The sequence below is a fragment of the Zhouia spongiae genome (assembly GCF_022760175.1).
Taxonomy (GTDB): Bacteria; Bacteroidota; Bacteroidia; order Flavobacteriales; family Flavobacteriaceae; genus Zhouia; species Zhouia spongiae.
This window is the reverse complement of record NZ_CP094326.1, coordinates 153,952-178,980: the sequence shown is the minus strand read 5'-3', so window position 1 is coordinate 178,980 and position 25,029 is coordinate 153,952. Positions and strand designations below refer to the sequence as shown.

Genomic DNA, 25,029 nt, shown 5'->3' with positions numbered 1-25,029 from the left:
TTTAGTTTTTATCGCGTTCGAGTATGGCTTTAAGCGCATAGTTTTTTTCACTAAAAACGGCTGAGATTACCCGCCAACCATCACGAGCATGTAAATTTAATGCATCTTCAAAGCTCTTGTCTGAATTAGAAAATAGATTTGTCTTTTGTTTTATAATCTTGTATTCTTTCATAATGAAATTTTAATGATGCAAGGTGCCGGCATTAACGATAGGAGCAGCGTCCTTATCGGAGCAAAGTACGACCATTAAGTTACTTACCATAGCCGATTTACGTTCTTCATCGAGGTCTACCAATTCTTTTTTACTTAATTCATCGAGAGCCATTTCAACCATACTGACGGCACCTTCGACAATTTTATGCCGTGCAGCAACAATAGCAGTAGCTTGTTGTCTTTTTAACATAGCATTGGCGATTTCTTGCGCATAAGCTAAGTATCCTATTCTGGCTTCAAGGACTTCAATTCCTGCCATAGAAAGACGTTCCTGAATTTCTTTTTCAAGATCTTCACTTACTTCATTAACGCTGGAACGTAAAGTGATATCCTCGTCAAGCCCTTCATCGGCAAAATTATCGTACGGATACATGCTGGCAAGTTTTCTGACTGCAGCATCTGTTTGTACCCTGACAAAGTTTTCGTAGTTGTCAACATCAAAAGCAGCTTTATAAGTGTCGGTTACCCTCCATACTAAAATGGTGCTTATCATTACAGGATTTCCAATTTTATCATTTACTTTCAAGCGTTCACTATCAAAATTACTGGCTCTTAATGAAATTTTCTTTTTGGTAAAAAAAGGATTTACCCAATAAAATCCATTCTTCTTAATAGTACCTGCGTACTTACCAAAGAGCAATAGAACTCTCGAATTGTTAGGGTTAACCAGCGTAAAACCAGGAAGTAAAAACAATGCAATTACAATTGCCATAATAAAAATTACATTTCCTTGTGAGATCACCATATATAATCCTCCAAAGAAAAGGATTAAAGCGGCAAACAGAATGATATATCCGTTAAGACCTGATGTTGTTTTTTCATTTGTCATAATGATAATTTTATATGATATTAAAATGATATCACAAATATATCAAATTAATTTTTGATTCTTTGGATATTTAACATATAGATTTCATTGATATAATTACATTTGAAAAAAAATACTAAAGAATGAAGAAATTATTGTTACTGTTATTATTGTCGAGCCAAATTTGTTTAGCAGATACCGCTTTATGGGGTTCTACAGGTCATAGAGTTGTAGGGGAAGTAGCGACACAGTATTTAAAGAGCAGTACTAAAAGAAAATTGAAGAAACTATTGAACGGGCAAAGCCTGGCAATGGTGTCTACTTTTGGCGATGATATCAAGTCCGATAGCCGATATAGAGAGTTTAATTCGTGGCATTACGTAAACATCCCATCAGGACAATTGTATGATACACACGATAAATCTGAACACGGAGATATTATAAAAGGAATAAACAAGTGTATTTCAGTTATAGAAAATGAACGGGCATCAGACGATGATAAAGTATTTTATTTAAAGATGTTGGTTCATCTGATGGGTGATCTGCATCAACCTCTGCATGTCGGAAGAGTGGAAGATAAAGGAGGAAATGAATTTCAGGTAAGATGGTTTAACAAAGGTACAAATTTGCACAAGGTCTGGGATAGTGAGATGATCAATCATTTTAAAATGAGTTACTCGGAACTTGCTGAAAACCTGCCTCGTTTGAGTAAAAAGGAAATAAGGGCTATTGAAACCGGTACTGTATTGGATTGGACATATGAGTCACAAAAATTGGCAGATAAGGTGTATAATTCTGCAGAAACCGGAGAAAAACTGGGCTATAGGTATATGTACGATAATTTTCAGAATGTCCGCCTCCAGTTATTTAAGGGAGGGATTCGTTTGGCAAAGGTTTTGAATGAGAATCTTTAAATCAATCAATAGTATGTTGATTATCAGTTAATAACACGATTCCGTGTTAAAGTTTATAAAATTTCCGGTAAAAAACTTGTTTTATAGCCCGGGCATATTATTTTTGCGCTCGGAAAAAGGTAATGTGCTGAAATTTAAATTGTTGATGAAGTTGTTTTATGCCGGAATTAGGATTTTTGTTGGACTGCAATTAATGTTTGCAGGATATAATGAAACATTCGCATTAAATGCTTTTTCATCTCATTTTATAAGTACTGCGGAGGGAATGGAAATTTCAGGTAATAGCATTATAGAAACGCTGTTGATCTGTCTTCCTTTTATCAAATTCGGATTAGGTTTATTTATATTGCTTGGTTTTTTTACTAAACAAAGTCTGCTGGCAGGATTGCTCTTGTTCGGACTGTTTACCTTTGTAATGATGATGGGAGGAAATTCGTCTGAAGTAATGTATGGCCTGTACTATTTGACCTTTTTTACCGGCTTGATGATGTATGTAGAGAATAACGATATTTCCTTAGATAATAAGGCGAACTTAACCTGTAGAAGAAGCTTATAGTGGTTGTTTATAAGTGAATTGCTTAGGCGATTTGATTTTTTTGAGTTAATTAATGAAAAAGACCGTGGCCCAACGGTCTTTTTCTTTTTAGGTTGGATTATTTTTTTGAAGCAATCCAGGTATCAATTTTATTTTCAAGCAACTGAAGCGGAATACATCCGGATTCTAGCACTTTATTGTGATATTCCTTTATACTAAACTGCTCTCCTAAAGCCTTTTCTGCTTTTGCCCTCAATTCAAGGATTTTAAGCTGGCCTATTTTGTAGGATAGTGCCTGACCGGGGATGGCCATATAGCGTTCTATTTCGGCAGTGATACTGGCTTCGCTTTCCGCTTCATTGTCTAGTGAATATTGTATGGCTTGCTCCCGTGTCCATCCTTTGGCATGCAATCCGGTGTCTACAACCAATCTGATAGCCCGGTGCATTTCAGCGCTTAACATCCCGAAATATTGATAAGGATCTTCGTAAAGTCCAAGTTCCTTGCCCAAAGCCTCGGTGTATAAAGCCCATCCTTCACCGTATGCTGAATACCATAGTGTTTTTCTGAAATCAGGGAGTTTGGTGTTTTCTTGTTGAAGAGAGATTTGGTAATGATGTCCCGGGATTGCTTCATGTAAAAAAAGATCTTCGTCAGAATAGATGTTGTATGTAGTAACATCCGGTATGGGAACATAAAAGATACCTGGCCTGGTACCATCTAATGATCCCTGGTTGTATTCGGCACTGGCTGAGACTTCCCTGAAGGCTTCAGTCCTTCGAACTTCAAAAGCTGTTTTCGGAGTCAGGTCAAAAAGTTTTTCCAGGTTAGGTTTCATTTTCTCATGGATGGCATTAAAATTATCTATGACCTGCCGGGGCTCGGTAAAAGGCATCAGTTCTTTTTTGTTCCGCACGTAATCGAAGAACGAAATAAGATCACCTTTATACCCTACTTCTTTTTTTACTTTTTCCATTTCTGATCTTATACGGGCTACTTCGCTTAATCCCAGCTTATGAATTTCGTCGGCGGTCAGGTTTGTGGTAGTGTATAGTCTGATAAGAGCGTTGTAGAGTTCTTTTCCTTCCGGGATATCATTTATTCCGGAAGTTTTTCTTCCTGCGTTGAGGTATTCGTTCTTTAAAAAGTCATCCATTTTCTTCATTGAAGGGATTACTTTTTCAGAAATAGTATGAGTGTAAGATTCAGTTAGCCGTTTTTTCTCCTCTTCAGAAAAATGATCAGGAATTATTTTAACTGGCGAATAAAACAGGTTTTCGTCAATTGGGGTTTTGGTCAGGTCTGTAAACTGAGGAATGGTCTTAACAATTAATGTTTTTGGGATTATGTATCCTTCCTTGATTCCTTGTTTCATGTTTACGACAGCCGAATCAACCCAAGTCGAGAACTTTTCCAGTCTTGACAGCCAGTTGTTGTAATCGGCAGGCGTTTTGAATGGCTGGGCGCTGCTACCACTACCTAATTGCCCTATCATGAGATGCATGGAAGAGAACTGGTTAACAGGCATCAGGTAGGTTTTAAATTTCAGGTTCTCTATGTTTTGATTGAGTTCCCAAAGCAAAACCGCTTTGCTTAATTTCTCTTCTTCATTTAAAAATTCGTCTTCATACAGGGCTAATGAGTCTTTGTATGTTTGAAAAACATTGAGAGCAGTTTCTCTATAGTCCTTGGTGATGTTGTTTGGGAGTTTGTCATTGTATTTATTGTCGCCCGTAAAGGTTGCGTTTATCGGATTGAGTTTGAGGCTTTGCTGATAATAAGATTCAAAGACATCGTTAATCGGGGGTAGATCGACAGCTAATCCGTTATTTTTGTTGCTTTCTTTTTTACAAGCACCAAGGAGCATTATGATGCATAGTGCAAACAAAGATTTTTTCATGTTTTCAGATTCGTTTTTAGTGAGGGTTTTAACTGTTTTTGATTTCCTTACATTTTGTGTATTCTAGTTTTCTAAAGCGTTTGGCTTTCCAGTTTTCGTTTATCGAAAGGTTTTCAACCGAGATGAAGCAGTTGTTATTGAGAGGTTTCCAGTTGTACTCTTTGGTTATTTCAGCAGAATTTTTTGGGAATGCAATCCATAGGGTAGCATCTTCCTTAAGTTTGATGCGAAGGGTGTCAAATTGCCGCTCTATCTCATTGATATCATGAGCAAAATAAAGGGCGTAATCAATCTGGGTGATCTGTATCAAAGACTCAAAGACTTCAATATCTTCGAGGGTATGAAAGTCACGATCGAACTCATCCGGAACATTTAACAAGAGTATTTCGGATTTGCCTTTAATACCTAATTTCTTTATGATTGATTTCATATATCTAAAATAAATTAAAGAACACACCTACTAAGATACGGATAAAGATCATCCGTTCCAAGTAGCTGCTTTTAGAGGTATAAATAAAAAAAGCCATTCTGATTCAGAATGGCTTAATGATAATAGTAGTCGATTTAATTACTTAATCATATCGTAACTTCTTTTAATGAAGTTGGTGAGTTCTTCGCCTTGTAATAAACCTTGTGATAGCCTGGCCAGGTCTAAAGATTGTCTGATTAATCGTTCTTGTTTTGCTTTCGTCTTGGTATTGACAATCTGATTTATCAGGTCGTGATTGGTGTTAACTACCAGGTTGTACATTTCAGGCATATTACCCATGCCAAACATTCCGCCACCACCTGTAGCGCTCATTTCTTTCATCCTCCGCATAAATTCAGGCTGTGTAATAACAAAAGGAGATGCAGCACTATCTAATGCTTCCAGTTTAACGGTGTATTTTTCTTTTGGTACCACTTCTTCAAGAACGGTGCTGAGTTTTTCTTTTTCTTCGTCAGATAATTTAGAAATTTTTTCTTCGTCTTTCTTGATAAGATTGTCCAATGAATCGGCATCAACTCTTGCAAAAGTTATTTTTTCATTAGAAGTTTCCAGCTTTTGGATAAGGTGAGAAACTATTGGAGAATCTAAAAGTAATACTTCATAACCACGCTCTTTTGCTTCTGCTATATAACTGTGCTGAGTGTCTTTGTTGCCGGCATAAAGCACTACAGTATTACCATCTTTATCGGTTTGATTATCTTTTACTTTTTCCTTTAGTTCTTCAAAAGTGAAATATGTATTGTCGACTGTTGGATATAAAGCAAATTTTTGAGCTTTATCGAAGAATTTTTCTTCGGAAAGCATCCCGTATTCGATCACAATCTTAATGTCATTCCATTTTTGTTCGAAGTCTTCACGGTTACTGTTGAATAATGAAGAAAGTTTATCAGCTACTTTACGGGTAATATAGCTCGATATTTTCTTTACATTTCCATCTGCCTGAAGGTAAGACCTGGAAACATTAAGCGGAATGTCGGGAGAATCAATAACTCCTTTTAACATGGTTAGGAACTCAGGTACAATGCCTTCGACGTTATCTGTTACAAATACCTGGTTTTGGTATAGCTGGATACGGTCTTTCTGAAGATTTACTTCATTGGTTAATTTAGGAAAGTAAAGTATTCCTGTCAGGTTAAAAGGATAATCTACATTCAGGTGAATGTTAAACAGAGGTTCTTCAAATTGCATTGGATACAACTCGCGATAGAAGCTCTTGTAATCCTCATCGTTGAGATCAGCAGGTTGTTTGGTCCAGGCTGGGTCTGTATTATTGATGATATTGTCTACCTTTTGTGTAGGGGCAGGATCATCTTCTTTTGCATCTTCCGGTTTCGGCAATGTTTCTGTTCTGGTGCCGAACTTAATAGGAATTGCATTGAATTTATTGTATTTATTCAATAATTCACTGATCTTGCTTTCTTCTAAAAACTCTTTGGAGTCTTCATTGATATGCAGGATGATCTCCGTTCCCCTTTCGGTTTTATCGGTTGCTTCAAGATTGTATTGTGGCGATCCGTCACAACTCCAATGTGCAGCAGATTCTCCTTTGAAACTTTTGGTAATGATTTCAACTTTATCGGCCACCATAAAGGCTGAATAGAAACCAAGCCCGAAATGACCGATAATACCACTGTCCTTAGCTGAGTCTTTATATTTTTCCAAAAATTCCTCTGCTCCTGAAAAAGCTACTTCGTTGATGTATTTTTTTACTTCGTCAGCAGTCATCCCGATACCCTGATCGATAATGTGAAGCCTGTTGTTGTCTTTGTCGATTTTAACCTCGATGATAGGGTTCCCATAGTCAACTTTGGCTTCACCTATATTGGTCAGGTGTTTTAATTTTAAAGTTGCATCAGTTGCATTTGATATTAACTCTCTTAAAAAGATCTCATGGTCGCTGTATAAAAATTTCTTTATCAGCGGGAAAATGTTTTCAACAGATACATTAATATTTCCGGTTGTCATAGAATTATATTTTACAAGTTATTCTTTTCGGTTTGGAGTATGGCAAAAAAAATACCAGACCGGTAAAACAGTGACAAGATGACACTTGTCTTAAGAATAAATCATTTTAAGGGGTGTTTTTATTAGAAATACTTAAATTGCAAAGCTGATTTAGAGTTGGGATACAGCATTTTGTTACGAACTAATATTTAATGAATACTTGGAATTCGAGAATTGCGGGACTTGGATATTATGTGCCCGAAAATGTTGTGACGAACAACGACCTGTCTAAGGTAATGGATACTAATGATGAATGGATTCAAGAGCGAACAGGTATTAAAGAACGTCGCCATGTAGTTGAAGGGAGTGGTGAAACAACGACAACCATGGGGGTCGAGGCTGCCAAAATAGCAATTGAAAGGGCAGGAGTCGCCAAAGAAGATATAGACTTTATTATATTCGCTACGTTGAGTCCGGATTATTATTTTCCGGGACCCGGAGTATTGGTGCAGCGAGAACTGGGACTTAAAACGGTTGGAGCCCTGGATGTAAGAAATCAATGTTCAGGATTTGTGTATGCACTTTCAGTGGCAGACCAGTTTATTAAAACCGGCATGTATAAAAATGTTCTGGTGATTGGTTCTGAGTTGCATTCAACAGGTTTAGATATGTCGACAAGGGGTCGAGGAGTTTCTGTAATTTTTGGCGATGGAGCCGGTGCCGCGGTTTTAACCAGAGAAGAAGATGCTACGAAAGGAATATTATCGACTCATTTACATTCTGAAGGGGAACATGCTGAGGAGTTGTCATTGACAGCACCCGGAATGGGTAAAAGATGGGTGACGGATATTATTGCGGACAATGACCCGGACGACACTTCTTACTACCCGTATATGAATGGTCAGTTTGTATTTAAAAATGCAGTTGTCAGATTTAGTGAAGTAATTGATGAAGGGCTGAAAGCCAACAATCTGGAAGCTTCTGATATCGATTTGTTAGTGCCGCATCAGGCGAACCTCAGGATATCTCAGTTTATACAACATAAGTTTAAGTTGAGTGACGATCAGGTTTTTAATAATATTATGAAATACGGTAATACTACTGCTGCTTCTATTCCGATTGCTTTAACTGAAGCATGGGAACAAGGAAAGGTGAAAGAGGGTGATATTGTCGTTTTGGCTGCTTTTGGCAGTGGATTTACCTGGGGCAGTGTGATTATGAAATGGTAATGATTTTTTGAGAGAAAATGTCAGCAGGCTGTCTCCTGCATTTGCTCGTAACAAACATCGGAGATAGTCTTTTTTACGCTCGGCCCTCTCGTGAGCTTGCTCCGAGGTATTTTACTTATAGATTTTAATGAACTGACTGGGGCTGTGCCCGGTATTGATCTTAAAGACCCTGGAGAAATAGGCATAATCTTCATAACCCAACTCTAGTGAAATATCACTTAAAGAACCGCCGGAATGAATAAGCATTCTCCGCGCTTCTAAAATAATGCGTTCCGTTATCAGGTCGGAGGTGGTTTTATTTAATGCGCTTTTAACAATACGGTTTAAGTGTTTCGGACTCAAGTGCATCATTTCAGCATATGCCGAAGCCATTTTAACTTCTTTGTAGTGATCGTCGATCAGTTGTTCCAGTTGTTTTACGCGCTCCGTATTTCTATATGGTTCGGTATACTCCGGTTGGAGAGATAGATATATTCTTGATAAATCTGTGTATAAGATGTCGATGAGGGAAATGATTTTCAGCCGTTTTAAAAGCCGGTTTTCATAATATTCTTCATTGATGTCGATGAAGTATCGGGATATATGGTTCAGTTCCTCGTCCTTTAATTGAAGTAAAGGCGGGTTTTGAGAAGAGTAGAAGAAAGGAAAATCATTTACCGATCTGCTGGTGTAATTGAGGTCAAAGAATGATTTTGAATGAAAAAAGATATACCCGTCGATATCGTCTGATAGTTCCCAATGATGAATTTGCCCCGGCTTTAATAAAAATACGACCCCTGGCTTTATGGGGTATGTGTGAAAGTCAACTTCATGTTTTCCGGTGCCTTCTGTAAATAAAATGGTTACATAAAAATCGTGCTTGTGCGGAGCCGTAATTGTTTTATGGTGTGTGTTGTTGTGGTTTTTAAATGTATTACTATAAAAATCAGGATTGTTTACAGCACTGTCAAACTGTTTAATATGTAATATGTTTAGTAGTTGCATACGTATTATATTATGTCTCAAAAGTACAAAATAATGCAATTATGATATAGGGTATGATAGTGAATTGATTATGATATTTGCCTTATCAAATAAACGATGTATGAGCAGGTATGTAAAAGCACTACAGTGTAAATGTCCTAAATGTGAAAAAGGAAAAGTGTTTAGAAGTAATGGGAACTCACTTTTGTTCAGGATGCCGAAAATGTTTCATTCCTGCCAGGAGTGCGGCTATGTATTTGAAAGAGAACCGGGTTTCTTTTTCGGAGCGATGTATGTTAGTTATGCCTTGGCTGTAGCTGAGTTGATATCAATGTTGGTGGTTATAAAGTTTATATTAGGGATGAGTAATATAGTATTGCTCTGCGGAGTAGTGATCGTTGCGGTACTTTTGAGTACATTCAACTTTAGGGTGTCCCGAAGCCTGTGGATGTATTTTTTTGAAAAGAAGGCGATTTAGATTCATTGGTTTTAAGGGTGTCCGCGGCCTTCAGGCCGCGGACTTTTTATTTAAAGGTATTCCTCGACAAATCTTTTACAAAAGCTCTTGATCTCATTTCGTGTAGAACGAAAAGCCTCTATCAGTTCTTTCGCGGTACCGCTGGCTTTGCTGGGGTCAGTAAAATTATGATGTATCTTTTGTGTCTTCCGCGTAAAGAGTGGGCAGCTTTCACTGGCATGATCACATACAGTAATTACATAGTCAAAATCAATATTGGCATATTCGTCTACGTGATTAGATGTATGCTTGCTGATATCTATTGCATCTTCTGCCATGATGCCTACGGCAAAAGGATTTAAACCGTGGATCTCTACACCGGCACTATATATATTGGCCTTACCGGTTGCCATGTGTTTTAAATAACCGTGTGCCATTTGACTTCTGCACGAATTACCTGTGCATAATACAAGTATGTTTTTCATTGTTAAGCTTTTTGCGGGTTTAATTTCTTAGTGTAATATTTTTTCTTTAGCCAAAAAGAGACTCTTACCAGTAAGATCAGTGCGGGTACTTCTACCAGCGGACCGATAACACCGGTAAAGGCTTGTCCGCTATTTAAGCCAAACACGGCGATTGCCACGGCAATCGCCAGCTCAAAGTTGTTACCTGCTGCGGTAAATGAAACAGCAGCATTTTCGTCATATGGAGCTTTAAACCATTTGCTGATGCCAAAACCGATAAGAAACATCAATGCAAAATAAATAAGCAACGGAATGGCTATTTTTACGACATCCATCGGAATACTTACAATGAGCTCTCCTTTTAAGCTGAACATGACCACGATAGTAAAAAGCAGGGCTATAAGGGTGAGCCAGGATATTTTAGGAATAAAAATATCCATATACCATTCTTCTCCTTTTAATTTTACCAAAAACAACCTGCTCAAGAAGCCTAAAAGAAAGGGGATGCCTAAGTATATGGCAACACTTTCTGCAATGGTAGCGATTGAAATATCTACGATGGCTCCTTCAAAGCCAAAGTAAGGGGGGAGGATTGTAATAAATACCCAGGCATAGAAGCTGTAGGCAAATACCTGAAATAAGCTGTTCATGGCAACCAGGCCCGCAGCATATTCTTTGCTCCCCTCAGCAAGATCATTCCAGACCAATACCATGGCTATACATCTTGCTAAACCGATTAATATGAGCCCGGTCATATATTCAGGTTCGTCCCTGAGAAAAATAACGGCCAGGATGAACATCAAAACCGGACCTATAACCCAGTTCAAAACCAAGGATAGTGAGAGTAATTTGGTGTTTCTGAATACTTTTGGCAATAATTTGTAGTTAACCTTGGCTAAGGGAGGGTACATCATAACAATCAAACCAATGGCAATCGGAATATTGGTAGTGCCGGAGCTGTATGAATTGATAATAGCTGCGCTTCCCGGGAAATAATAACCAAGAGCGACACCTATTCCCATGGCCAGAAAGATCCATAACGTCAGGTAATTATCTAAAAAGGATAATTTTTTGTTCATAATTGATAGCTGTTTAGTTGAATATTTGTTTTCTGCTTCTTCGTTCCATAATGATGTTGTCGCGCCAGACACCGTGTAATTTTCCGATCTTTTCTCGGTATCCGATCTTCCTGAATCCACATTTTTGGTGGAGTTTAATACTGGCTGTATTTTCTTTCATAATTCCGCATTGCAATGTCCATAGCCCGTTTTTTTCACTTTCTTCAATAAGCTTTATGAGTAATTGTGTGCCTATCCCGATTCTTGCTGAACCGGGAGCAACATAAATGCTTACTTCTGCAACGCCGTTATAGACGCAGCGGTCTGATACTTTTGATAAAGCAGCCCACCCAAGCATTTTGTTACCTGTAAAGAGAGCAATTCGTCCGAACGGAAGGTGTTTTTTATCCCATAGCTCGTATGATGGTACTCCCGTTTCAAAGGTCGCATTGCCGGTTTTGATCCCGGCGAGGTATATTTCAGCAACCTGAGGATAATGGCCGGGCGTAATTAGACCGAAATGCATGATACTATTATTTAACAACATCCGGAATCGGGTTCGCAACACGAGGCCTGCAATTCCGATATATTAACCTTTCTTTTTTTATTGGCCGGGACATCGCAGTTGTCTTTTGCCAAACAATCGGTTTGCTTACTGGTAAGTAAAAAATGTTGTCCGTTAAAGTCCAGGCCGTACTTGCCTATTGTTTTACCTTGATATTCAACTTCTATTTGTGAGTCACCAAGCTGCAATGTTTTTTCTGACAGTTCTATGATGTGAACCAGTTTTTCAGGGTGGAGCCGATGGTTATAGTCGTCAGCACTCCATAGCTGGAAATTTATAACTTCCTCATGGCGGGTTGTCCCGCCACAATCGATAAAGTCTTTTTTTACTTTTCCTATTTCAGTTACGTGAAAATGCTCGGGTACAAGGTTGCCATCAGGCAGTGCAAAAGCAATAGTATTTACTTTTTTAAGGATTTCTTTTATTTCAGAGAGTTTCATATTTATTGTAATATTACGATTAATGAAATTAAATTTTTTTAACAGCAACTGTCCCTGCGATCATCACTCTTGTAAGTATCAAAAAAAGTGGAGAGCAAGGATTTAAAACGATTCCAGTTTTCGGAATCGATGCAGTAACAAACACTGGTGCCTTCAATATTACCTTTAATGAGGCCAATGTTTTTTAGTTCCCTGAGATGTTGTGATATGGTAGGCTGTGCCAGCCCGATTACATCGACAAGATCTCCGCAAATACATTGGTTAACCTTGATGAGGTGCTGAATAATAGCAACCCTTGCGGGATGACCGATTACCTTGGCTATTTTGGCAATTTGATTTTGTTCTTCTGTGAAGATGTCTGTTTTAGTGATTCCCATTTAATGAATTATTATATTGCAATATTACGATTATTATAATTGTGAACAAAAAAATCCGGAGAAAAACCCCGGATTTAATAGCCCCGCAATAAAACACTAACCATTGACTTTGAAATAATCGCGGGGGTATCCTGTTTTATAAGATTCCTCCACCGGATTCTTTGGTGTTGTCGTCTCTGTTCTTCCTTTTCAGGGCCCTGTTTTTTCCGCTTCCGAACCTGTACGATAATCCCAGGTACACGCTTTGGCTTTCCCAGTGAAATGAGCCTTCTTGCGGGTATGGGTTATCTCCGTCGAAAGCGAATCTCATCGTATTAAAGATGTCGTTGTAGTTTAAACTTACAGTACCTTTTCCTTCGGCAAAACTATAGCGGGCACCTGTGTTGACAAAGTACATTGGTTTTCTTTCAAACTGGATGCCCTTTGCGCTGGATCGATACATACCGAATAACGAAAGTGTGAGTTTCTTTGTTACTTTAAAGTTGTTATTCATTCTAAAGTTCCATTGCGTGTTGTCGACTTCAATTTCGTCTTCAATGATTTCATCTTCAGTTATTTCTTCGTCCGGAGATGTAGAGAGTTCAGTCAGGCTTTTCTGGGTTTGAGAGAAAAGATCAAAACTTGTATTGAAGTTCCACCAGCTTGTCGGCCTGTAGTTGGAAGATATTTCAATACCATAGGCAGTTGTTCTGTCGAAGTTGTCAAAAGTAAGTATGATCCGCTCGGTGTCTACCCGGTCTATGTATACAGCTCTGTTAATTTCGTCTTCAATAATCCTGTAAAAAACGCCTGCGGTTATACTACCGCTTTTAAGTCTGCGCGTATAATTGGTTTCGATTGAGTTGGTAAACTGAGGTACCAGTTCTGAATTGCCCAGGGATGAGATCTGGGGTGTGCTCCATTCCCTAAATGGATTTACCTGGTTGAGTCCCGGTCTGTCTACCCTCCTGCTTATACTTAGCTGATATTGATTTTTTTCAGTTGGTGTATAAGTAAGAAATCCCGAAGGGTAAATTTGCACATAATCGTCTTTAAAAGTCTCAACAGAATCTGGCCCCGCTTCTTCTTGTTCCGTGGTAATAGCATCGACGTTTACAGTTTCAACTCTTGCGCCTAACTGGTATCCCCACTTCTCAAAATTTTGCCCAAATGTGGCATATGCGGAGTAGATGTCCATATCGTATTTAAAATTTCTGTCAGGCGTAGGTCCGAAGTCTTCAATGTCAGGGTCATACGACAAGCCTGTAGATGAATAATCGATATCCGAATCAAACTGTCTGAGCTCTAAACCTAGTTCCAGTTTTGAGTTTTCTGAAAGTGGGTTAATGTAATCCAGATTAGCAGTCAGCTGATCTCTTTCAGAGCCTACGTAATCAGAGTAATTAATTAAATTGGTATTTCCGCTGTATTTAAAATCAAAATCACTATCGCTATTAAACGTATTATAATCTACTTCCAATTCGATGTTGTGACCTTCCTTCGAGAAGTCGTGTTTGTAATCAAAATTGTACTGTTCGCTTCTATTTCCACTTTTGCTGTAAGCTCTTTGAGCAAAATTCCTGGATAAGTCGTTGTAATAAACAAGACCTGTGTTTCCATTGGCTTTTCCATCATAAATATTTTGATTGGTAAAGAATGAAACAGTGTTCTTGTCGTTGAGGAAAAAATCTACTCCAACCTTATAAAGGTATGATTTGTCGTTGTTTTTAAATTGAAATAACTGTTCGGAGTTTTCAACCTCTCTAATGATATTCCCATGATTGTTGTTTTTCCCGATGTTAGTACCGACATTTCCATAAACATTAAATTTTCCGTTCCTGTAGTTCATATCGACGGTGCTGTTAAATTTGGCATTCTCATCATAAGTTAAACCAACACTGGCATTACCGTTAAAGCCGATATTTGCATTTTTATGAAGGATGATGTTAATAATACCGCTCATACCTTCAGGGTTGTATTTAGCAGAAGGGTTTGTTATGAGTTCTATGCTTTTGATCGACGATGAGGGGATCTGTTTCAATAACTGAGCTATAGGAACGTTAGAAAGCTTTCCGTCTACCATTACACGTACATTCTCATTGCCGCGGAGGCTGATGTTACCGGTTTGCTGATCCACATTAACAGACGGAATATTGTTCATAATGTCTGAAGCAGTGGCTCCGGCGGTGGTAAGGTCTTTCCCTACATTGATAACTTTTCTGTCTATTTTTTGTTCTATGGTAGTGCGTTCACCTACCACGTTAACTCCTTCTAATTCGATTGCATTTTCACTGAGGGTTATAGTTCCCAGGGCAATTTTTCTGTTTTGTCTCGAGATGGTGATCTCTTTAGAAAAGGTTTCGTAGCCTATAAACTGAACCGTAAAAAGATGGGTGCCTTCTTCAATATTCTTTAGTTCAAAGGTTCCATCGTCATTTGTAATGCCTCCGGTGAGGTTGGCTCCATCAGTTTTTGATTTTACTACAACCGATGCGTACGGAATAGGCTGATTAAGGGTCTTGTCGATAACTTTTCCGCTAACAGTGCCTATTTTCGCTTCCGGAGACGGTTGTGCGAATGATTGAAAACAGGCACTTATTACAAGCGTAAGTGTTATTATAAAATTTTTCATTGGTTAGTTGTTTTTTGATTGATGATAAATGTTTTAGTTTAGTACCTAATTGACGATGATATGGGTAATGTGTTACTGCTTTTAAGGACAATTAACATTTTTTAACAAATACACGGGATGGGTAGAACCTTAGTTATGGGAGCTTCGTTAAAACCGGATAGGTATAGTTATTTAGCGGTTCATCAACTGAGAAATTCGGATGAACCGGTAGTGGCTTTTGGTAAAAAAGAAGGCATGGTTGCCGATGTGAATATTGTTAATAAACTACAGCAATACGATGATATAGATACAGTGACACTATACCTGAACTCGAATGCCCAAAAGGACTTTTACGATTATATAGTGTCTCTCGGACCGAGAAGGGTTATATTTAATCCGGGTACTGAAAATAAAGAATTTTACAGCATACTGGAATCGAATGGAATTGGGTGGGAAGAAGCCTGTACTTTGGTTTTATTATCTACACATCAGTATTGATATTATCTTTTTCTGTTATTGTTAAAGATATTAGCGGCTGGCTTTCCCCACGCTACATTCATTGAAAAATACACTAAAAGTAAAGCGGGAAGTATGACAAGGTGCGAGTCTTTCTTTAAAAGAAATTATACAACATATTTTACTCCTTTTTAAGCCATTCAATGTTAGCTTACAACTATATCACAAAATGATCAAATTAACCCTCTGTTTTTCTTGTATTGACTACCTTCTTATGAGCTTGCTCCGGAGGAGCTTACTGCTGATCGCGACTTTTTAGCCTGACGAACTTTTCGATATTCATATGATGAACTCCGATCTCATCGATTTTTTCGATTCCTTTTGTGGTGAGGGTATCTTCTTTTATGGTGAATTCAAAGGAAAAGTTATTATTCTCCCATTCTCTGTGGTTGCAGTATTCTAAAAATTCTGTATAAATATTATTTTTAACGGTATAAGGGCCGCCTCCGGAAACAAATACAGCCGAACTGTCTCTCCCTCCGTTAAGATCATGTCTTAAGAAAGCAAAATGAGTGTCATTGATTATTTTGATCATTTCCTGATTTTTGGTGTAGTCCGTTACAACAGTGTCCTGATCATTAATAATGGTTCCTGAAATTAATTTCCAGGTTCCGGTGATATCAGCAGGTTCGGGTTTCGCCTTTTCTATTTTTTTATCCGAACAGGAAAAGCCTGTTATGATGCTGATTAAAATGAGAAGTTGTTTTTTTATTTTTTTCATATTACCTGGTTATCTGTTTGTTTTTTTCTGATTATTGAAAGTCCTGTAAAAGTTATAAGCCCGTTTAATATCAATAATTCATACCCCCATTGATAGCCGCCTAAATATGCCGGTGGCAGACTGGCAATCAGGTAGGTTGCCCCGACTGATATGATAGCGACCCAGGGAACCCGTTTATCATTGATTTTTTGTTTGGTGAAAATACCATAGGCAAACAAACCTAACAAGGGGCCGTAGGTATATCCCGCAACTGTCAATAACCCGCTGATAACACTTTGGTCGAGCAAATAGTAAAAGCTGATAATGACAAGTACTAGAAGTGCGGCCATAATGATATGTACTTTTTTTCTTGTGCCTTTTTGAGTATTCAGGGGCTTCTTTTCAATATTTAAAAAATCGATACAGAAGGAGGTGGTTAAAGAGGTTAGCGCACTATCGGCACTGGAATAGGCAGCAGCTATTAGTCCTAAAGTGAAAAATATGGCAACCGGGATGCCTAAATTGGATTTTAACGCTATTTCAGGATATAATAGGTCGGTTTTTGGGGTGCCGTCTACAGTCGGGATGCCGATGCCGTTTGTATCGGCGTATATGAAGAGTAATGCACCTAGCAACAGGAAGACGAAATTTACAAAAACCAGGATTACGCTAAAGCTTATCATGTTTTTTTGTGCATCCTTCAGCGTCTTGCAGGTGAGGTTTTTTTGCATCATATCCTGATCCAGACCTGTCATGCAAATGGTTATAAACATACCCCCCAGAAACTGTTTGATGAAATGGTTCTTGGCTAAAAAGTCATCGAAGAAGAATATTTTGTCGAACTGTTTAAGCTCTTTGCTTTCCATGAAATCCCCGAAGCCCCATCCCATTTGCTGGTATATCAGAACGATGGTAACAATAAGGGCGGTCAGCATGAATAAGGTTTGTATGGTATCGGTCCAGACAACCGTCTTTACACCGCCTCTAAAGGTGTATATCATGATAAGCAATACCGAAATAACTACTGTCAGGGCAAATGGAAAGTTCCAGAACTTAAAAACGAATTCATGCAATACACTGGCAACAAGGAACAGTCTGAAGGAGGCTCCTAATACTCTGGAAACGAAGAAAAAAACAGCCCCGGTTTTATGACTTACTATGCCGAATCTATTCCCCAGGTACTCATAAATGGATGTAACGTTAAGTTTGTAATAAATGGGCATTAACACAAATGCAATTACAAAATACCCGAAAAGATACCCGAATACAACCTGCATATAGCTGAACATTCCGTTACCTACATCTCCAGGTACGGAAATAAAGGTAACTCCACTAAGGGAAGCGCCGATCATTCCGAAGGCAACAATAAACCAGGGAGATGATTTGTTGGCTTTGAAAAAAGCATCGTTAGAGTCTTCTTTTCCTGTAAAATAAGATATGATTATGAGTACTGCAAAATATAGGGCTATGAGTATGAGGATGTGTATAGGCTTCATAGGTGTTTTTGAAATTTACATGCCAAAATACAAAACTCGATTATAATTTCATCCAGCTGGATCTAAAATCGTAATTTCGTAGCATGGAATTTTCGTCTAAATTACTAGAGAATGCTGTATACGAAATATCTCAGTTGCCAGGTATAGGAAAACGAACAGCATTACGGTTGGTCCTTCATCTCTTGAGGCAGCCGAAAGAGCAGACCGAGCGTTTGTCTTTTGCATTACAGAACCTAAGAAACGAGATCAGATACTGTAAGAACTGTTATAATATTTCAGATGTCGAGTGGTGCGAAATTTGTGCAAACCCCAAGCGAGAGGAGTCGTTGGTTTGTGTGGTGGAAGATATCAGGGATGTGATGGCTATTGAAAATACAGGTCAATACACCGGGCATTATCATGTGCTTGGGGGAAAAATCTCGCCATTAGACGGTATAGGACCCGGTGAGTTGAATATAGAGCCTCTGGTCAGGAAGGTGGAAAAGGGAGTGGTTAAAGAAATTATATTTGCTTTAAGCTCTACCATGGAAGGAGATACAACGAATTTCTATATTTATAAACAGGTTCATCCATACGGGGTTAAAACATCGACTATCGCACGGGGTATTGCAGTTGGTGATGAGCTGGAATATGCAGATGAGGTGACTCTCGGAAGGAGTATCTTGAACCGTATTCCTTTTGAGAATTCGTTAAAAAGTTAAAGGATTCGTTTCCCGACAGCCCTGCTATTTATGTGAAAAGCTTTAATTTTATGCTCAGGAATAATATTGCGGAGAAGTGCTCAGGTAAATATTTTACACATTTACCAGTAAAACACTATTTTTTTGATTAATTTCGCAACGCAACTAACAAAAATTACTACTAGATTAATAATATGGCAAAATTTGAACTGAAATTACCTAAAATGGGAGAGAGTGTTGCTGAAGCAACAATTACCTCTTGGCTTAAAGAAGTTGGAGATACTATAGAAGCAGACGAAGCAGTTTTGGAGATAGCAACCGACAAAGTTGATTCTGAGGTTCCCAGTGAGGTTGATGGTGTTTTAGTTGAGAGGTTCTTTGAAGCTGATGATGTGGTTCAGGTGGGGCAGGTGTTGGCAATTATTGAAACAGAAGGAGATGTCCCGGCTGCCAAAACGGAAGTTGCCGAAGCGGAGGTTGAGGAAGCTGTAGCACGAATAGAAAAGTCAGTTGAATCTGTTAAGGAAACTGTCGCCGCTACTCAGGCTGATTATACTTCTTCTGAAAGGTTTTATTCCCCTTTGGTGAAGAACATGGCCAGGGAGGAGGAGATCAGTGTGGAAGAACTGGACACTATAGCAGGTACAGGCAAGGATGGCCGCGTTACTAAAAATGATATGCTGGCCTATATAGAAGACAGGAAATCAGGTAAGATTGTTCATGCTGAAATTAAAAAGCCGGCAGTCAAGGCTGTCGCAGCTGCACAATCGCAAGCGACGCCAATTTCTGTGAACGGTCAGGATGAGATTATAGAAATGACCAGGATGGGGAAACTCATCGCTCATCATATGACTCAAAGCAAACAGACTTCGGCACATGTTCAGAGCTTTATAGAGGTAGATGTTACTAAGATTGTTAACTGGAGAAATAAAATAAAGAAGTCCTTTGAGCAAAAAGAAGGGGAAAAGCTAACATTTACTCCGATCTTTATGGAGGCAGTTGCTAAAGCTATCCGCGATTTTCCTCTCATCAATATATCTGTTGATGGAGACAAGATCATAAAAAAGAAAAACATTAACCTGGGAATGGCGGCGGCATTGCCGGATGGAAATTTAATTGTTCCTGTAATAAAGAATGCCGATCAGCTAAATTTGGTGGGAATGGCCAAAGCTGTTAACGACCTGGCAAATAGAGCCCGTTTTAATAAGCTGAAACCGGACGAAATTCAGGACGGAACCTATACAGTGACAAATGTGGGTACTTTCGGAAGTGTGTTCGGAACACCGATTATAAACCAGCCCCAAGTGGGTATTTTAGCCCTTGGAGCTATCAGAAAGGTGCCGGCAGTTATAGAGACACCGGATGGTGATTTTATAGGAATCAGACAGAAAATGTTCTTATCGCATAGTTACGACCATCGAGTGGTAAACGGAGCGTTAGGAGGACAATTTGTCAAGCGTGTGGCTGAATACCTTGAAAATTGGGATTCAAACAGAGAAATCTGATTAAAAATAAAAAACTTCATTAAGAATAAACCCTGAATTTTTCAGGGTTTCTTTTTTTGATAATGTATCTTTACCAATGAAAAAATAATTTAAATGGATTTAAACCTCACCAAACCAATATGTTTTTTTGATCTAGAAACAACGGGAACGGATGTTGCAAAAGATCGTATAGTTGAAATATCAATCCTAAAGGTATATCCCAACGGGAACAAAGAAAGTAAAACTTGGTTGGTAAACCCCGAAATGCCTATTCCGGCAAATGTGTCTGCCATTCATGGGATAACAGACGACAGAGTAGCAAATGAGCCTACTTTCAAAGCATTGTCGAAAGAGATTTATAATATGATAAAAGACTGCGATCTTGGAGGTTATAATTCAAACAGGTTCGATATTCCTTTGCTGGCAGAAGAAATGCTTCGGGCAGATGTTGATTTTGACATGAAAAACAGGGTTTCTGTCGATGTTCAGACCATATTTCATAAAATGGAGCAAAGAACACTGACTGCTGCCTATAAATTCTATTGTAATAAAGACCTTGAAGGTGCGCACAGTGCTGAAGCAGATACATTGGCAACCTACGAGGTATTGAAGGCTCAGGTGGAAAGATATGATGAACTGGAGAATGATGTTAAGTTCTTGTCTGCTTTTACAACCAGAAAACAAACGGCAGATTTTGCAGGGTTCATTACATTCGATAAGGATGGAGAAGAAGTTTTTTCGTTTGGTAAACATAAAGGGAAAAAGGTAGAAGAGGTTCTGGAGCAGGAGCCGGGTTACTTTGGGTGGATACTGAATGCAGATTTTCCGCTTTATACCAAAAAGGTGCTTACCGGGATAAAATTAAGAAAGTTGAATAATAAACTTCTGTAGTAGACTACCGCGGGGCAGGGCAAGCCCACGAGAGGGCCAAGCGTAAAGAAAAGGTCTGGTAGCCCTTTTTAGCGATGGAGCCGGCCTGCGCATGGCAAAACATTTCGACGCAAGCCCTGTGAAATTCCTTTAGGAACATTTCACAAGGACAAGTGTCGGAGCATTTAAATCTCGATGATCGAGTAACTTTTGCTGAAGGTAAGCTTAGGACAGCTTTCACTTTTAATTTAAGCGACCTGATGTAATCAGGTTGGTTTTAAGATTTCTAAATTAATATTTTAAAGGGATGAAGATCATCTGTGTTGGACGGAATTATACAGAACATATTGAAGAACTTGATAATGAAAAGCCTGAAAGTCCGGTTCTTTTTTTAAAACCTGACACGTCTTTGATAAATAAAGAACAAGGGTTTTATATTCCTGGGTTTTCAAATGAAATTCATCATGAAGCAGAGCTTATTGTTAAGATCAACAGGCTTGGGAAACATATCGAAACAAAATTTGCCCATAAATATTATGATCAGGTCAGTCTGGGGGTGGATTTTACAGCCAGAGATGTTCAGGCAGAGCTTAAAGCGAAAGGATTGCCCTGGGAAAAAGCAAAGGCTTTTGACGGATCGGCTGTAATAGGTGAATGGATTGATAAAAGTGAATTTGGAAGTATGGACAAAATAAATTTTAAGCTCCATAAGAATGAAGAGGTGGTTCAGTGCGGAAATACGGAATATATGCTTTGGAAAACAGATGAACTTATTTCTTATATCTCTCAATTCTTTACGTTAAAAACCGGCGATGTTATTTTTACCGGAACACCGGCCGGTGTGGGGAAGGTGGATAGAGGTGATTGTCTGGAGGGATATCTGGAAAATAAAAAAATGTTTACATTAAATGTAAAATGATGAAATACCAACTAAATAAACTAAACGAACTGGCAGCAGGTGATCAGGAATTCATAGAAACCATCGTTGTGGCTTTTCTTGAAGAGGTCCCGCAGGATTTAAATGAACTTAAACTGGCTATCGGACAAGGGGATTTTGAGAGTATCTATCAATATGCCCACAAGCTTAAACCGAATTTAGACTTGCTGGGGATGGAGTTTGCTAAAAATAGCATCCTCACTATTGAGAATGAAGCAAAAGGAGGACGGGATATCAATCTGATAAAATCGCTGATGCCGGATGCTGCAAATTATGTAGATGAAGCTATTATAGAGCTTAAAAAAGATTTCAATCTTTAATGTATGCCGAGGTAATTACAATTGGCGATGAAATCCTTATCGGCCAGGTTGTCGATACAAATTCTTCATATATAGCCAAAGCACTCAATAAGGTCGGGGTTCAGGTATATCAAATGACTTCTGTTCAGGATGAGCGTTGCCACATATTGAATGCGCTGAAGGAGGCTGAAGCGAGAGTGGATATCGTTATTCTCACAGGTGGTTTAGGTCCTACAAAAGACGATATCACCAAACATGTTTTGTGTGAATACTTTGATGATGAACTGATTGAAGATACTGAAGTCTTGTCACATATAGAGGCCCTTTTCAGTAAATACCTTTCAGTACCCTTGTTAGATGTCAATAAAAGGCAGGCATTGGTACCTTCGTCGTCAAAAGTGCTGCATAACAAATATGGAACTGCCCCCGGAATGTGGTTTGAGAAAAAGGGAAAGGTTTTTATCTCTTTACCGGGTGTGCCCTTTGAGATGAAAGCCCTGATTACGAATGAGGTGGTTCCTAGAATTCAGCAAAAGTTTAATACGCCATATATATTGCATAAAACCATATTAACTTATGGTGTCGGGGAGAGTGCTTTGGCTGACAGGATTGCCGACTGGGAAGATCACCTTCCAAAGTTTATTAAACTGGCATACCTGCCGAACCTGGGCAAAGTAAGGCTGCGTTTAACTGCCAGGGGAGAGAGAAAGGATGCGATTGAGCTGGAAGTACAACAACAGGTGGAAGCCTTACATCATTTGATCGGGGATGTAATTTATGGATACGAAGAAGAAGATTCCATTGAATTGTTGGTAGCCGATTTATTTACAGAAAAGAATAAAACACTTAGCCTGGCAGAGAGTTGTACCGGAGGTAAAATCGCACAGGCTATTACGGACCTTCCCGGAGCCTCTAAATATTTCAGAGGGGGGGTGGTTACGTATGCTACCGATACAAAAACAGATGTTCTTGGCGTGCCGCAGCCTATTATAGATAAATATTCTGTTGTGAGCCGAGAGGTGGCTGAGGCCATGGCATCAGGGGTGAAAAAGTTGTATAAATCAGATTATGCTATAGCAACTACAGGAAATGCAGGGCCAACCAAAGGAGACTCTGATGCAGATGTCGGTACCGTTTTTATAGCTATTGCTACTCCGAATACCGTTTTTAGCAAGATGTATAATTTTGGAAATCATCGGGAAAAGGTGGTAAACAAAGCTGTGAATAAGGCTTTCGAACTGATTCAGAAAGAAATTTTAAAAAATTAATGTCAGGCACTTGTACAGTAGGTGAAAAATTCGTTAATTTGCACCCTGTTTTGAAATAACATTAAAGTTAGAAGAAATGTCAAGAGTTTGTGAACTTACTGGTAAGAAAGCAATGGTGGGAAATAATGTTTCTCACGCGATGAACAAAACCAAGCGTAGATTTAACGCTAACCTAACAAAGAAGCGTTTTTATATTCCTGAAGAGGACAGGTGGATTACTTTAAAGGTGTCTACATCTGCTCTTAAGACAATCAATAAAAAAGGAATATCAGCGGTTTTAAAAGAAGCTAGAGCAAAAGGGTTTATTAAGTAATCCTCTAAAAAGATATTAAGATGGCAAAGAAAGGTAATAGAGTTCAGGTTATTTTAGAGTGTACAGAGCATAAGGAGTCTGGTAAGCCGGGTACATCTCGTTATATTACTACCAAAAATAAAAAGAATACTCCTGATAGATTAGAACTTAAAAAGTTCAACCCTATCCTGAAGAGAATGACAGTTCACAAAGAAATTAAATAATATATTTGAGTCATGGCAAAGAAAACAGTAGCAACGTTACAAACTAAATCAAAAAGGTTGACGAAAGCCATTAAGATGGTTAAGTCTCCTAAAACTGGTGCCTACACTTTTGTTGAGTCTGTTATGGCTCCGGAAGAAGTTAACGACTGGTTAAACAAAAAATAAGTTCACAATATTTTTTATATTTGAAAGCTACTTTCTGAGGGAAGTAGCTTTTTCTTTTTTTATATTTGAATATTGATCCTTAGATACCGGTTATTTTATGTATGTAAAAACCAAAATAAGCAGGTAAAGGATGGGTTTAAAAATAATTTTTTATAATGAGCTTATTTAAGAAAATTTTCTCTTCGGATAAAAAAGAGACCTTAGATAAAGGTTTGGAGAAATCCAAATCCAGTTTCTTTTCCAAATTAAGTAAGGCAGTTGCAGGAAAGTCCAAGGTTGATGATGAGGTTCTGGATAACCTGGAAGAGGTTCTGGTAACCAGTGATGTAGGTGTGGATACTACCCTGAAGGTTATCGAAAGAATAGAAGAACGTGTTGCCCGTGATAAATACCTTGGAACCGATGAGTTGAACAAGATATTAAGAGAAGAGATAGCAGGTTTGCTTTCGGAAACCAATAAGGGGGTAGCAACCGAGTTTGCTGTCCCAGAAGATAAAAAACCGTACGTGATGATGGTTGTCGGGGTTAATGGAGTCGGGAAAACGACCACTATCGGTAAGTTGGCCTATCAGTTCAAAAAGCAAGGAAAGAAAGTGGTTCTGGGCGCAGCAGATACGTTCAGGGCTGCGGCTATAGACCAGTTACAGGTTTGGGCCGAACGGGTAAATGTGCCGATCGTAAAACAAGAAATGGGAAGCGACCCTGCTTCTGTTGCTTTCGATACCCTGAAATCTGCCATTGCACAAAATGCTGATGTTGTTATTATCGATACGGCAGGGCGCCTGCATAATAAAGTGAACCTGATGAATGAGCTCTCTAAAGTGAAGCGGGTAATGCAAAAGGTCGTGGGAGATGCGCCCCATGATGTATTGTTGGTGCTGGATGGATCTACCGGTCAAAATGCTTTTGAGCAGGCCAGGCAGTTTACAAAAGCGACGGAAGTTACTTCGCTCGCTGTTACTAAGCTGGATGGTACAGCCAAAGGTGGTGTGGTTATAGGTATTTCCGATCAATTTCAGATTCCTGTCAAATACATTGGGGTCGGGGAAGGTATAGAAGATCTTCAGGTGTTCAATAAGTATGAATTTGTAGATTCTTTTTTTAAATAAACACCCGGGTCGGGATAACAGCCGGGCAGGAGAAGACGAAGA

The 25,029-nt window shown here is 38.7% G+C and carries 29 protein-coding genes; 15 read left to right on the top strand and 14 right to left on the bottom strand.

Features of this window, described 5'->3' with window-relative positions; genetic code table 11:
* Position 1: 1 nt before the first annotated feature.
* Together MQE36_RS00800 and MQE36_RS00795 are read right to left on the bottom strand one after the other, a co-directional pair.
* Positions 2-172: a DUF4177 domain-containing protein gene (locus MQE36_RS00800; RefSeq protein ID WP_242937312.1), complete on the bottom strand. Its 171-nt coding sequence runs from the start codon at positions 170-172 to the stop codon at positions 2-4.
* Between the two features lie 9 nt (positions 173-181).
* Positions 182-1,042 (bottom strand): SPFH domain-containing protein, encoded by an 861-nt coding sequence (locus MQE36_RS00795; RefSeq protein WP_242937311.1) that lies wholly within the window; start codon positions 1,040-1,042, stop codon positions 182-184.
* A gap of 122 nt (positions 1,043-1,164) precedes the next feature.
* On the opposite strand from MQE36_RS00795, the gene MQE36_RS00790 reads away from it, so the two are divergent.
* Both MQE36_RS00790 and MQE36_RS00785 read left to right on the top strand, forming a co-directional pair.
* Complete coding sequence (locus MQE36_RS00790) at positions 1,165-1,935, top strand: S1/P1 nuclease (protein WP_242937310.1); 771 nt, start codon at positions 1,165-1,167, stop codon at positions 1,933-1,935.
* 145 nt (positions 1,936-2,080) lie between these two features.
* Positions 2,081-2,491, top strand: coding sequence for a MauE/DoxX family redox-associated membrane protein (locus MQE36_RS00785; RefSeq protein WP_242937309.1), 411 nt, complete (start codon positions 2,081-2,083; stop codon positions 2,489-2,491).
* Between the two features lie 97 nt (positions 2,492-2,588).
* Here the strand turns inward: MQE36_RS00785 and MQE36_RS00780 are convergent, their stop codons facing one another.
* The 3 genes from MQE36_RS00780 to htpG form a co-directional block, all read right to left on the bottom strand.
* Positions 2,589-4,370 (bottom strand): DUF885 domain-containing protein, encoded by a 1,782-nt coding sequence (locus MQE36_RS00780; protein ID WP_242937308.1) that lies wholly within the window; start codon positions 4,368-4,370, stop codon positions 2,589-2,591.
* Positions 4,371-4,398: 28 nt separating this feature from the next.
* Positions 4,399-4,800, bottom strand: a complete 402-nt coding sequence (locus MQE36_RS00775; RefSeq protein ID WP_242937307.1) for a hypothetical protein — start codon at positions 4,798-4,800, stop codon at positions 4,399-4,401.
* 138 nt (positions 4,801-4,938) lie between these two features.
* A complete protein-coding gene (gene htpG, locus MQE36_RS00770; protein ID WP_242937306.1) occupies positions 4,939-6,825 on the bottom strand; it encodes a molecular chaperone HtpG in 1,887 nt (628 codons plus the stop codon).
* Positions 6,826-7,016: 191 nt separating this feature from the next.
* Between htpG and MQE36_RS00765 the strand changes: the two genes are divergently transcribed.
* Positions 7,017-8,033: a 3-oxoacyl-ACP synthase III family protein gene (locus tag MQE36_RS00765; RefSeq protein ID WP_242937305.1), complete on the top strand. Its 1,017-nt coding sequence runs from the start codon at positions 7,017-7,019 to the stop codon at positions 8,031-8,033.
* Between the two features lie 111 nt (positions 8,034-8,144).
* Here MQE36_RS00765 and MQE36_RS00760 read toward each other — a convergent pair whose 3' ends face one another.
* Positions 8,145-9,017 (bottom strand): AraC family transcriptional regulator, encoded by an 873-nt coding sequence (locus MQE36_RS00760; protein ID WP_242937304.1) that lies wholly within the window; start codon positions 9,015-9,017, stop codon positions 8,145-8,147.
* A 100-nt stretch (positions 9,018-9,117) separates the two neighbouring features.
* Here MQE36_RS00760 and MQE36_RS00755 point away from each other — a divergent pair, with 100 nt between their 5' ends.
* Complete coding sequence (locus MQE36_RS00755; protein WP_242937303.1) at positions 9,118-9,474, top strand: DUF983 domain-containing protein; 357 nt, start codon at positions 9,118-9,120, stop codon at positions 9,472-9,474.
* Positions 9,475-9,524: 50 nt separating this feature from the next.
* On the opposite strand, the gene MQE36_RS00750 is transcribed toward MQE36_RS00755, so the two are convergent.
* The 6 genes from MQE36_RS00750 to MQE36_RS00725 form a co-directional block, all read right to left on the bottom strand.
* Complete coding sequence (locus tag MQE36_RS00750) at positions 9,525-9,938, bottom strand: arsenate reductase ArsC (RefSeq protein ID WP_242937302.1); 414 nt, start codon at positions 9,936-9,938, stop codon at positions 9,525-9,527.
* A 2-nt stretch (positions 9,939-9,940) separates the two neighbouring features.
* Complete coding sequence (gene arsB, locus MQE36_RS00745) at positions 9,941-10,996, bottom strand: ACR3 family arsenite efflux transporter (RefSeq protein WP_242937301.1); 1,056 nt, start codon at positions 10,994-10,996, stop codon at positions 9,941-9,943.
* Positions 10,997-11,009: 13 nt separating this feature from the next.
* Positions 11,010-11,501 carry a GNAT family N-acetyltransferase gene (locus MQE36_RS00740; RefSeq protein ID WP_242937300.1) on the bottom strand — a complete coding sequence of 164 codons (492 nt, stop codon included), beginning with the start codon at positions 11,499-11,501 and terminating at the stop codon, positions 11,010-11,012.
* A gap of 11 nt (positions 11,502-11,512) precedes the next feature.
* Positions 11,513-11,980, bottom strand: coding sequence for a DUF6428 family protein (locus tag MQE36_RS00735; protein ID WP_242937299.1), 468 nt, complete (start codon positions 11,978-11,980; stop codon positions 11,513-11,515).
* Between the two features lie 38 nt (positions 11,981-12,018).
* Complete coding sequence (locus MQE36_RS00730) at positions 12,019-12,357, bottom strand: ArsR/SmtB family transcription factor (RefSeq protein ID WP_242937298.1); 339 nt, start codon at positions 12,355-12,357, stop codon at positions 12,019-12,021.
* A 136-nt stretch (positions 12,358-12,493) separates the two neighbouring features.
* Entirely contained in the window at positions 12,494-14,968 is a 2,475-nt protein-coding gene (locus MQE36_RS00725; RefSeq protein ID WP_242937297.1) for a TonB-dependent receptor, read from the bottom strand.
* Between the two features lie 117 nt (positions 14,969-15,085).
* Here MQE36_RS00725 and MQE36_RS00720 point away from each other — a divergent pair, with 117 nt between their 5' ends.
* Positions 15,086-15,445: a CoA-binding protein gene (locus MQE36_RS00720; RefSeq protein WP_242937296.1), complete on the top strand. Its 360-nt coding sequence runs from the start codon at positions 15,086-15,088 to the stop codon at positions 15,443-15,445.
* Positions 15,446-15,698: 253 nt separating this feature from the next.
* On the opposite strand, the gene MQE36_RS00715 is transcribed toward MQE36_RS00720, so the two are convergent.
* Positions 15,699-16,184: a lipocalin-like domain-containing protein gene (locus MQE36_RS00715; RefSeq protein WP_242937295.1), complete on the bottom strand. Its 486-nt coding sequence runs from the start codon at positions 16,182-16,184 to the stop codon at positions 15,699-15,701.
* Entirely contained in the window at positions 16,181-17,659 is a 1,479-nt protein-coding gene (locus MQE36_RS00710) for a sodium:solute symporter (protein WP_242937294.1), read from the bottom strand. The genes MQE36_RS00715 and MQE36_RS00710 overlap by 4 nt, the downstream gene beginning before the upstream one ends.
* An 83-nt stretch (positions 17,660-17,742) precedes the next feature.
* On the opposite strand from MQE36_RS00710, the gene recR reads away from it, so the two are divergent.
* The 10 genes from recR to ftsY all read left to right on the top strand — a co-directional run bounded on the left by recR (position 17,743) and on the right by ftsY (position 24,987).
* On the top strand, positions 17,743-18,360 hold the full coding sequence (gene recR / locus MQE36_RS00705; RefSeq protein WP_242937293.1) for a recombination mediator RecR: 618 nt from the start codon (positions 17,743-17,745) through the stop codon (positions 18,358-18,360).
* 173 nt (positions 18,361-18,533) lie between these two features.
* Positions 18,534-19,844 (top strand): dihydrolipoamide acetyltransferase family protein, encoded by a 1,311-nt coding sequence (locus MQE36_RS00700; protein ID WP_242937292.1) that lies wholly within the window; start codon positions 18,534-18,536, stop codon positions 19,842-19,844.
* A gap of 93 nt (positions 19,845-19,937) precedes the next feature.
* Positions 19,938-20,714, top strand: a complete 777-nt coding sequence (locus MQE36_RS00695; RefSeq protein ID WP_242937291.1) for a 3'-5' exonuclease — start codon at positions 19,938-19,940, stop codon at positions 20,712-20,714.
* Between the two features lie 286 nt (positions 20,715-21,000).
* On the top strand, positions 21,001-21,612 hold the full coding sequence (locus MQE36_RS00690) for a fumarylacetoacetate hydrolase family protein (protein WP_242937290.1): 612 nt from the start codon (positions 21,001-21,003) through the stop codon (positions 21,610-21,612).
* Complete coding sequence (locus MQE36_RS00685) at positions 21,609-21,950, top strand: Hpt domain-containing protein (RefSeq protein ID WP_242937289.1); 342 nt, start codon at positions 21,609-21,611, stop codon at positions 21,948-21,950. Before MQE36_RS00690 ends, MQE36_RS00685 begins: the two co-directional genes overlap by 4 nt.
* On the top strand, positions 21,950-23,197 hold the full coding sequence (locus tag MQE36_RS00680) for a competence/damage-inducible protein A (protein ID WP_242937288.1): 1,248 nt from the start codon (positions 21,950-21,952) through the stop codon (positions 23,195-23,197). Before MQE36_RS00685 ends, MQE36_RS00680 begins: the two co-directional genes overlap by 1 nt.
* Positions 23,198-23,273: 76 nt before the next feature.
* Positions 23,274-23,510: a 50S ribosomal protein L28 gene (gene rpmB, locus MQE36_RS00675; protein ID WP_242937287.1), complete on the top strand. Its 237-nt coding sequence runs from the start codon at positions 23,274-23,276 to the stop codon at positions 23,508-23,510.
* 20 nt (positions 23,511-23,530) lie between these two features.
* Entirely contained in the window at positions 23,531-23,713 is a 183-nt protein-coding gene (gene rpmG / locus MQE36_RS00670) for a 50S ribosomal protein L33 (protein ID WP_038261471.1), read from the top strand.
* A 12-nt stretch (positions 23,714-23,725) separates the two neighbouring features.
* Positions 23,726-23,878 (top strand): DUF4295 domain-containing protein, encoded by a 153-nt coding sequence (locus MQE36_RS00665; protein ID WP_242937286.1) that lies wholly within the window; start codon positions 23,726-23,728, stop codon positions 23,876-23,878.
* 155 nt (positions 23,879-24,033) lie between these two features.
* Positions 24,034-24,987, top strand: coding sequence for a signal recognition particle-docking protein FtsY (gene ftsY, locus MQE36_RS00660; protein ID WP_242937285.1), 954 nt, complete (start codon positions 24,034-24,036; stop codon positions 24,985-24,987).
* The last annotated feature ends 42 nt before the right edge of the window (positions 24,988-25,029 follow it).

What these genes read in the sequence shown, in the direction of transcription:
- MQE36_RS00730 (WP_242937298.1), bottom strand. Translation starts at nt 12,357, where the DNA reads ATGGGAATCACTAAAACAGACATCTTCACAGAAGAACAAAATCAAATT.
- MQE36_RS00790 (WP_242937310.1), top strand. Translation starts at nt 1,165, where the DNA reads ATGAAGAAATTATTGTTACTGTTATTATTGTCGAGCCAAATTTGTTTA.
- MQE36_RS00685 (WP_242937289.1), top strand. Translation starts at nt 21,609, where the DNA reads ATGATGAAATACCAACTAAATAAACTAAACGAACTGGCAGCAGGTGAT.
- MQE36_RS00715 (WP_242937295.1), bottom strand. Translation starts at nt 16,184, where the DNA reads ATGAAAAAAATAAAAAAACAACTTCTCATTTTAATCAGCATCATAACA.
- MQE36_RS00760 (WP_242937304.1), bottom strand. Translation starts at nt 9,017, where the DNA reads ATGCAACTACTAAACATATTACATATTAAACAGTTTGACAGTGCTGTA.
- MQE36_RS00800 (WP_242937312.1), bottom strand. Translation starts at nt 172, where the DNA reads ATGAAAGAATACAAGATTATAAAACAAAAGACAAATCTATTTTCTAAT.
- rpmG (WP_038261471.1), top strand. Translation starts at nt 23,531, where the DNA reads ATGGCAAAGAAAGGTAATAGAGTTCAGGTTATTTTAGAGTGTACAGAG.
- MQE36_RS00795 (WP_242937311.1), bottom strand. Translation starts at nt 1,042, where the DNA reads ATGACAAATGAAAAAACAACATCAGGTCTTAACGGATATATCATTCTG.
- arsB (WP_242937301.1), bottom strand. Translation starts at nt 10,996, where the DNA reads ATGAACAAAAAATTATCCTTTTTAGATAATTACCTGACGTTATGGATC.
- MQE36_RS00695 (WP_242937291.1), top strand. Translation starts at nt 19,938, where the DNA reads ATGGATTTAAACCTCACCAAACCAATATGTTTTTTTGATCTAGAAACA.
- MQE36_RS00785 (WP_242937309.1), top strand. Translation starts at nt 2,081, where the DNA reads ATGAAGTTGTTTTATGCCGGAATTAGGATTTTTGTTGGACTGCAATTA.
- MQE36_RS00700 (WP_242937292.1), top strand. Translation starts at nt 18,534, where the DNA reads ATGGCAAAATTTGAACTGAAATTACCTAAAATGGGAGAGAGTGTTGCT.
- rpmB (WP_242937287.1), top strand. Translation starts at nt 23,274, where the DNA reads ATGTCAAGAGTTTGTGAACTTACTGGTAAGAAAGCAATGGTGGGAAAT.
- MQE36_RS00750 (WP_242937302.1), bottom strand. Translation starts at nt 9,938, where the DNA reads ATGAAAAACATACTTGTATTATGCACAGGTAATTCGTGCAGAAGTCAA.
- recR (WP_242937293.1), top strand. Translation starts at nt 17,743, where the DNA reads ATGGAATTTTCGTCTAAATTACTAGAGAATGCTGTATACGAAATATCT.
- MQE36_RS00775 (WP_242937307.1), bottom strand. Translation starts at nt 4,800, where the DNA reads ATGAAATCAATCATAAAGAAATTAGGTATTAAAGGCAAATCCGAAATA.
- MQE36_RS00720 (WP_242937296.1), top strand. Translation starts at nt 15,086, where the DNA reads ATGGGTAGAACCTTAGTTATGGGAGCTTCGTTAAAACCGGATAGGTAT.
- MQE36_RS00680 (WP_242937288.1), top strand. Translation starts at nt 21,950, where the DNA reads ATGTATGCCGAGGTAATTACAATTGGCGATGAAATCCTTATCGGCCAG.
- MQE36_RS00755 (WP_242937303.1), top strand. Translation starts at nt 9,118, where the DNA reads ATGAGCAGGTATGTAAAAGCACTACAGTGTAAATGTCCTAAATGTGAA.
- MQE36_RS00735 (WP_242937299.1), bottom strand. Translation starts at nt 11,980, where the DNA reads ATGAAACTCTCTGAAATAAAAGAAATCCTTAAAAAAGTAAATACTATT.
- MQE36_RS00725 (WP_242937297.1), bottom strand. Translation starts at nt 14,968, where the DNA reads ATGAAAAATTTTATAATAACACTTACGCTTGTAATAAGTGCCTGTTTT.
- htpG (WP_242937306.1), bottom strand. Translation starts at nt 6,825, where the DNA reads ATGACAACCGGAAATATTAATGTATCTGTTGAAAACATTTTCCCGCTG.
- MQE36_RS00765 (WP_242937305.1), top strand. Translation starts at nt 7,017, where the DNA reads ATGAATACTTGGAATTCGAGAATTGCGGGACTTGGATATTATGTGCCC.
- ftsY (WP_242937285.1), top strand. Translation starts at nt 24,034, where the DNA reads ATGAGCTTATTTAAGAAAATTTTCTCTTCGGATAAAAAAGAGACCTTA.
- MQE36_RS00710 (WP_242937294.1), bottom strand. Translation starts at nt 17,659, where the DNA reads ATGAAGCCTATACACATCCTCATACTCATAGCCCTATATTTTGCAGTA.
- MQE36_RS00665 (WP_242937286.1), top strand. Translation starts at nt 23,726, where the DNA reads ATGGCAAAGAAAACAGTAGCAACGTTACAAACTAAATCAAAAAGGTTG.
- MQE36_RS00690 (WP_242937290.1), top strand. Translation starts at nt 21,001, where the DNA reads ATGAAGATCATCTGTGTTGGACGGAATTATACAGAACATATTGAAGAA.
- MQE36_RS00740 (WP_242937300.1), bottom strand. Translation starts at nt 11,501, where the DNA reads ATGCATTTCGGTCTAATTACGCCCGGCCATTATCCTCAGGTTGCTGAA.
- MQE36_RS00780 (WP_242937308.1), bottom strand. Translation starts at nt 4,370, where the DNA reads ATGAAAAAATCTTTGTTTGCACTATGCATCATAATGCTCCTTGGTGCT.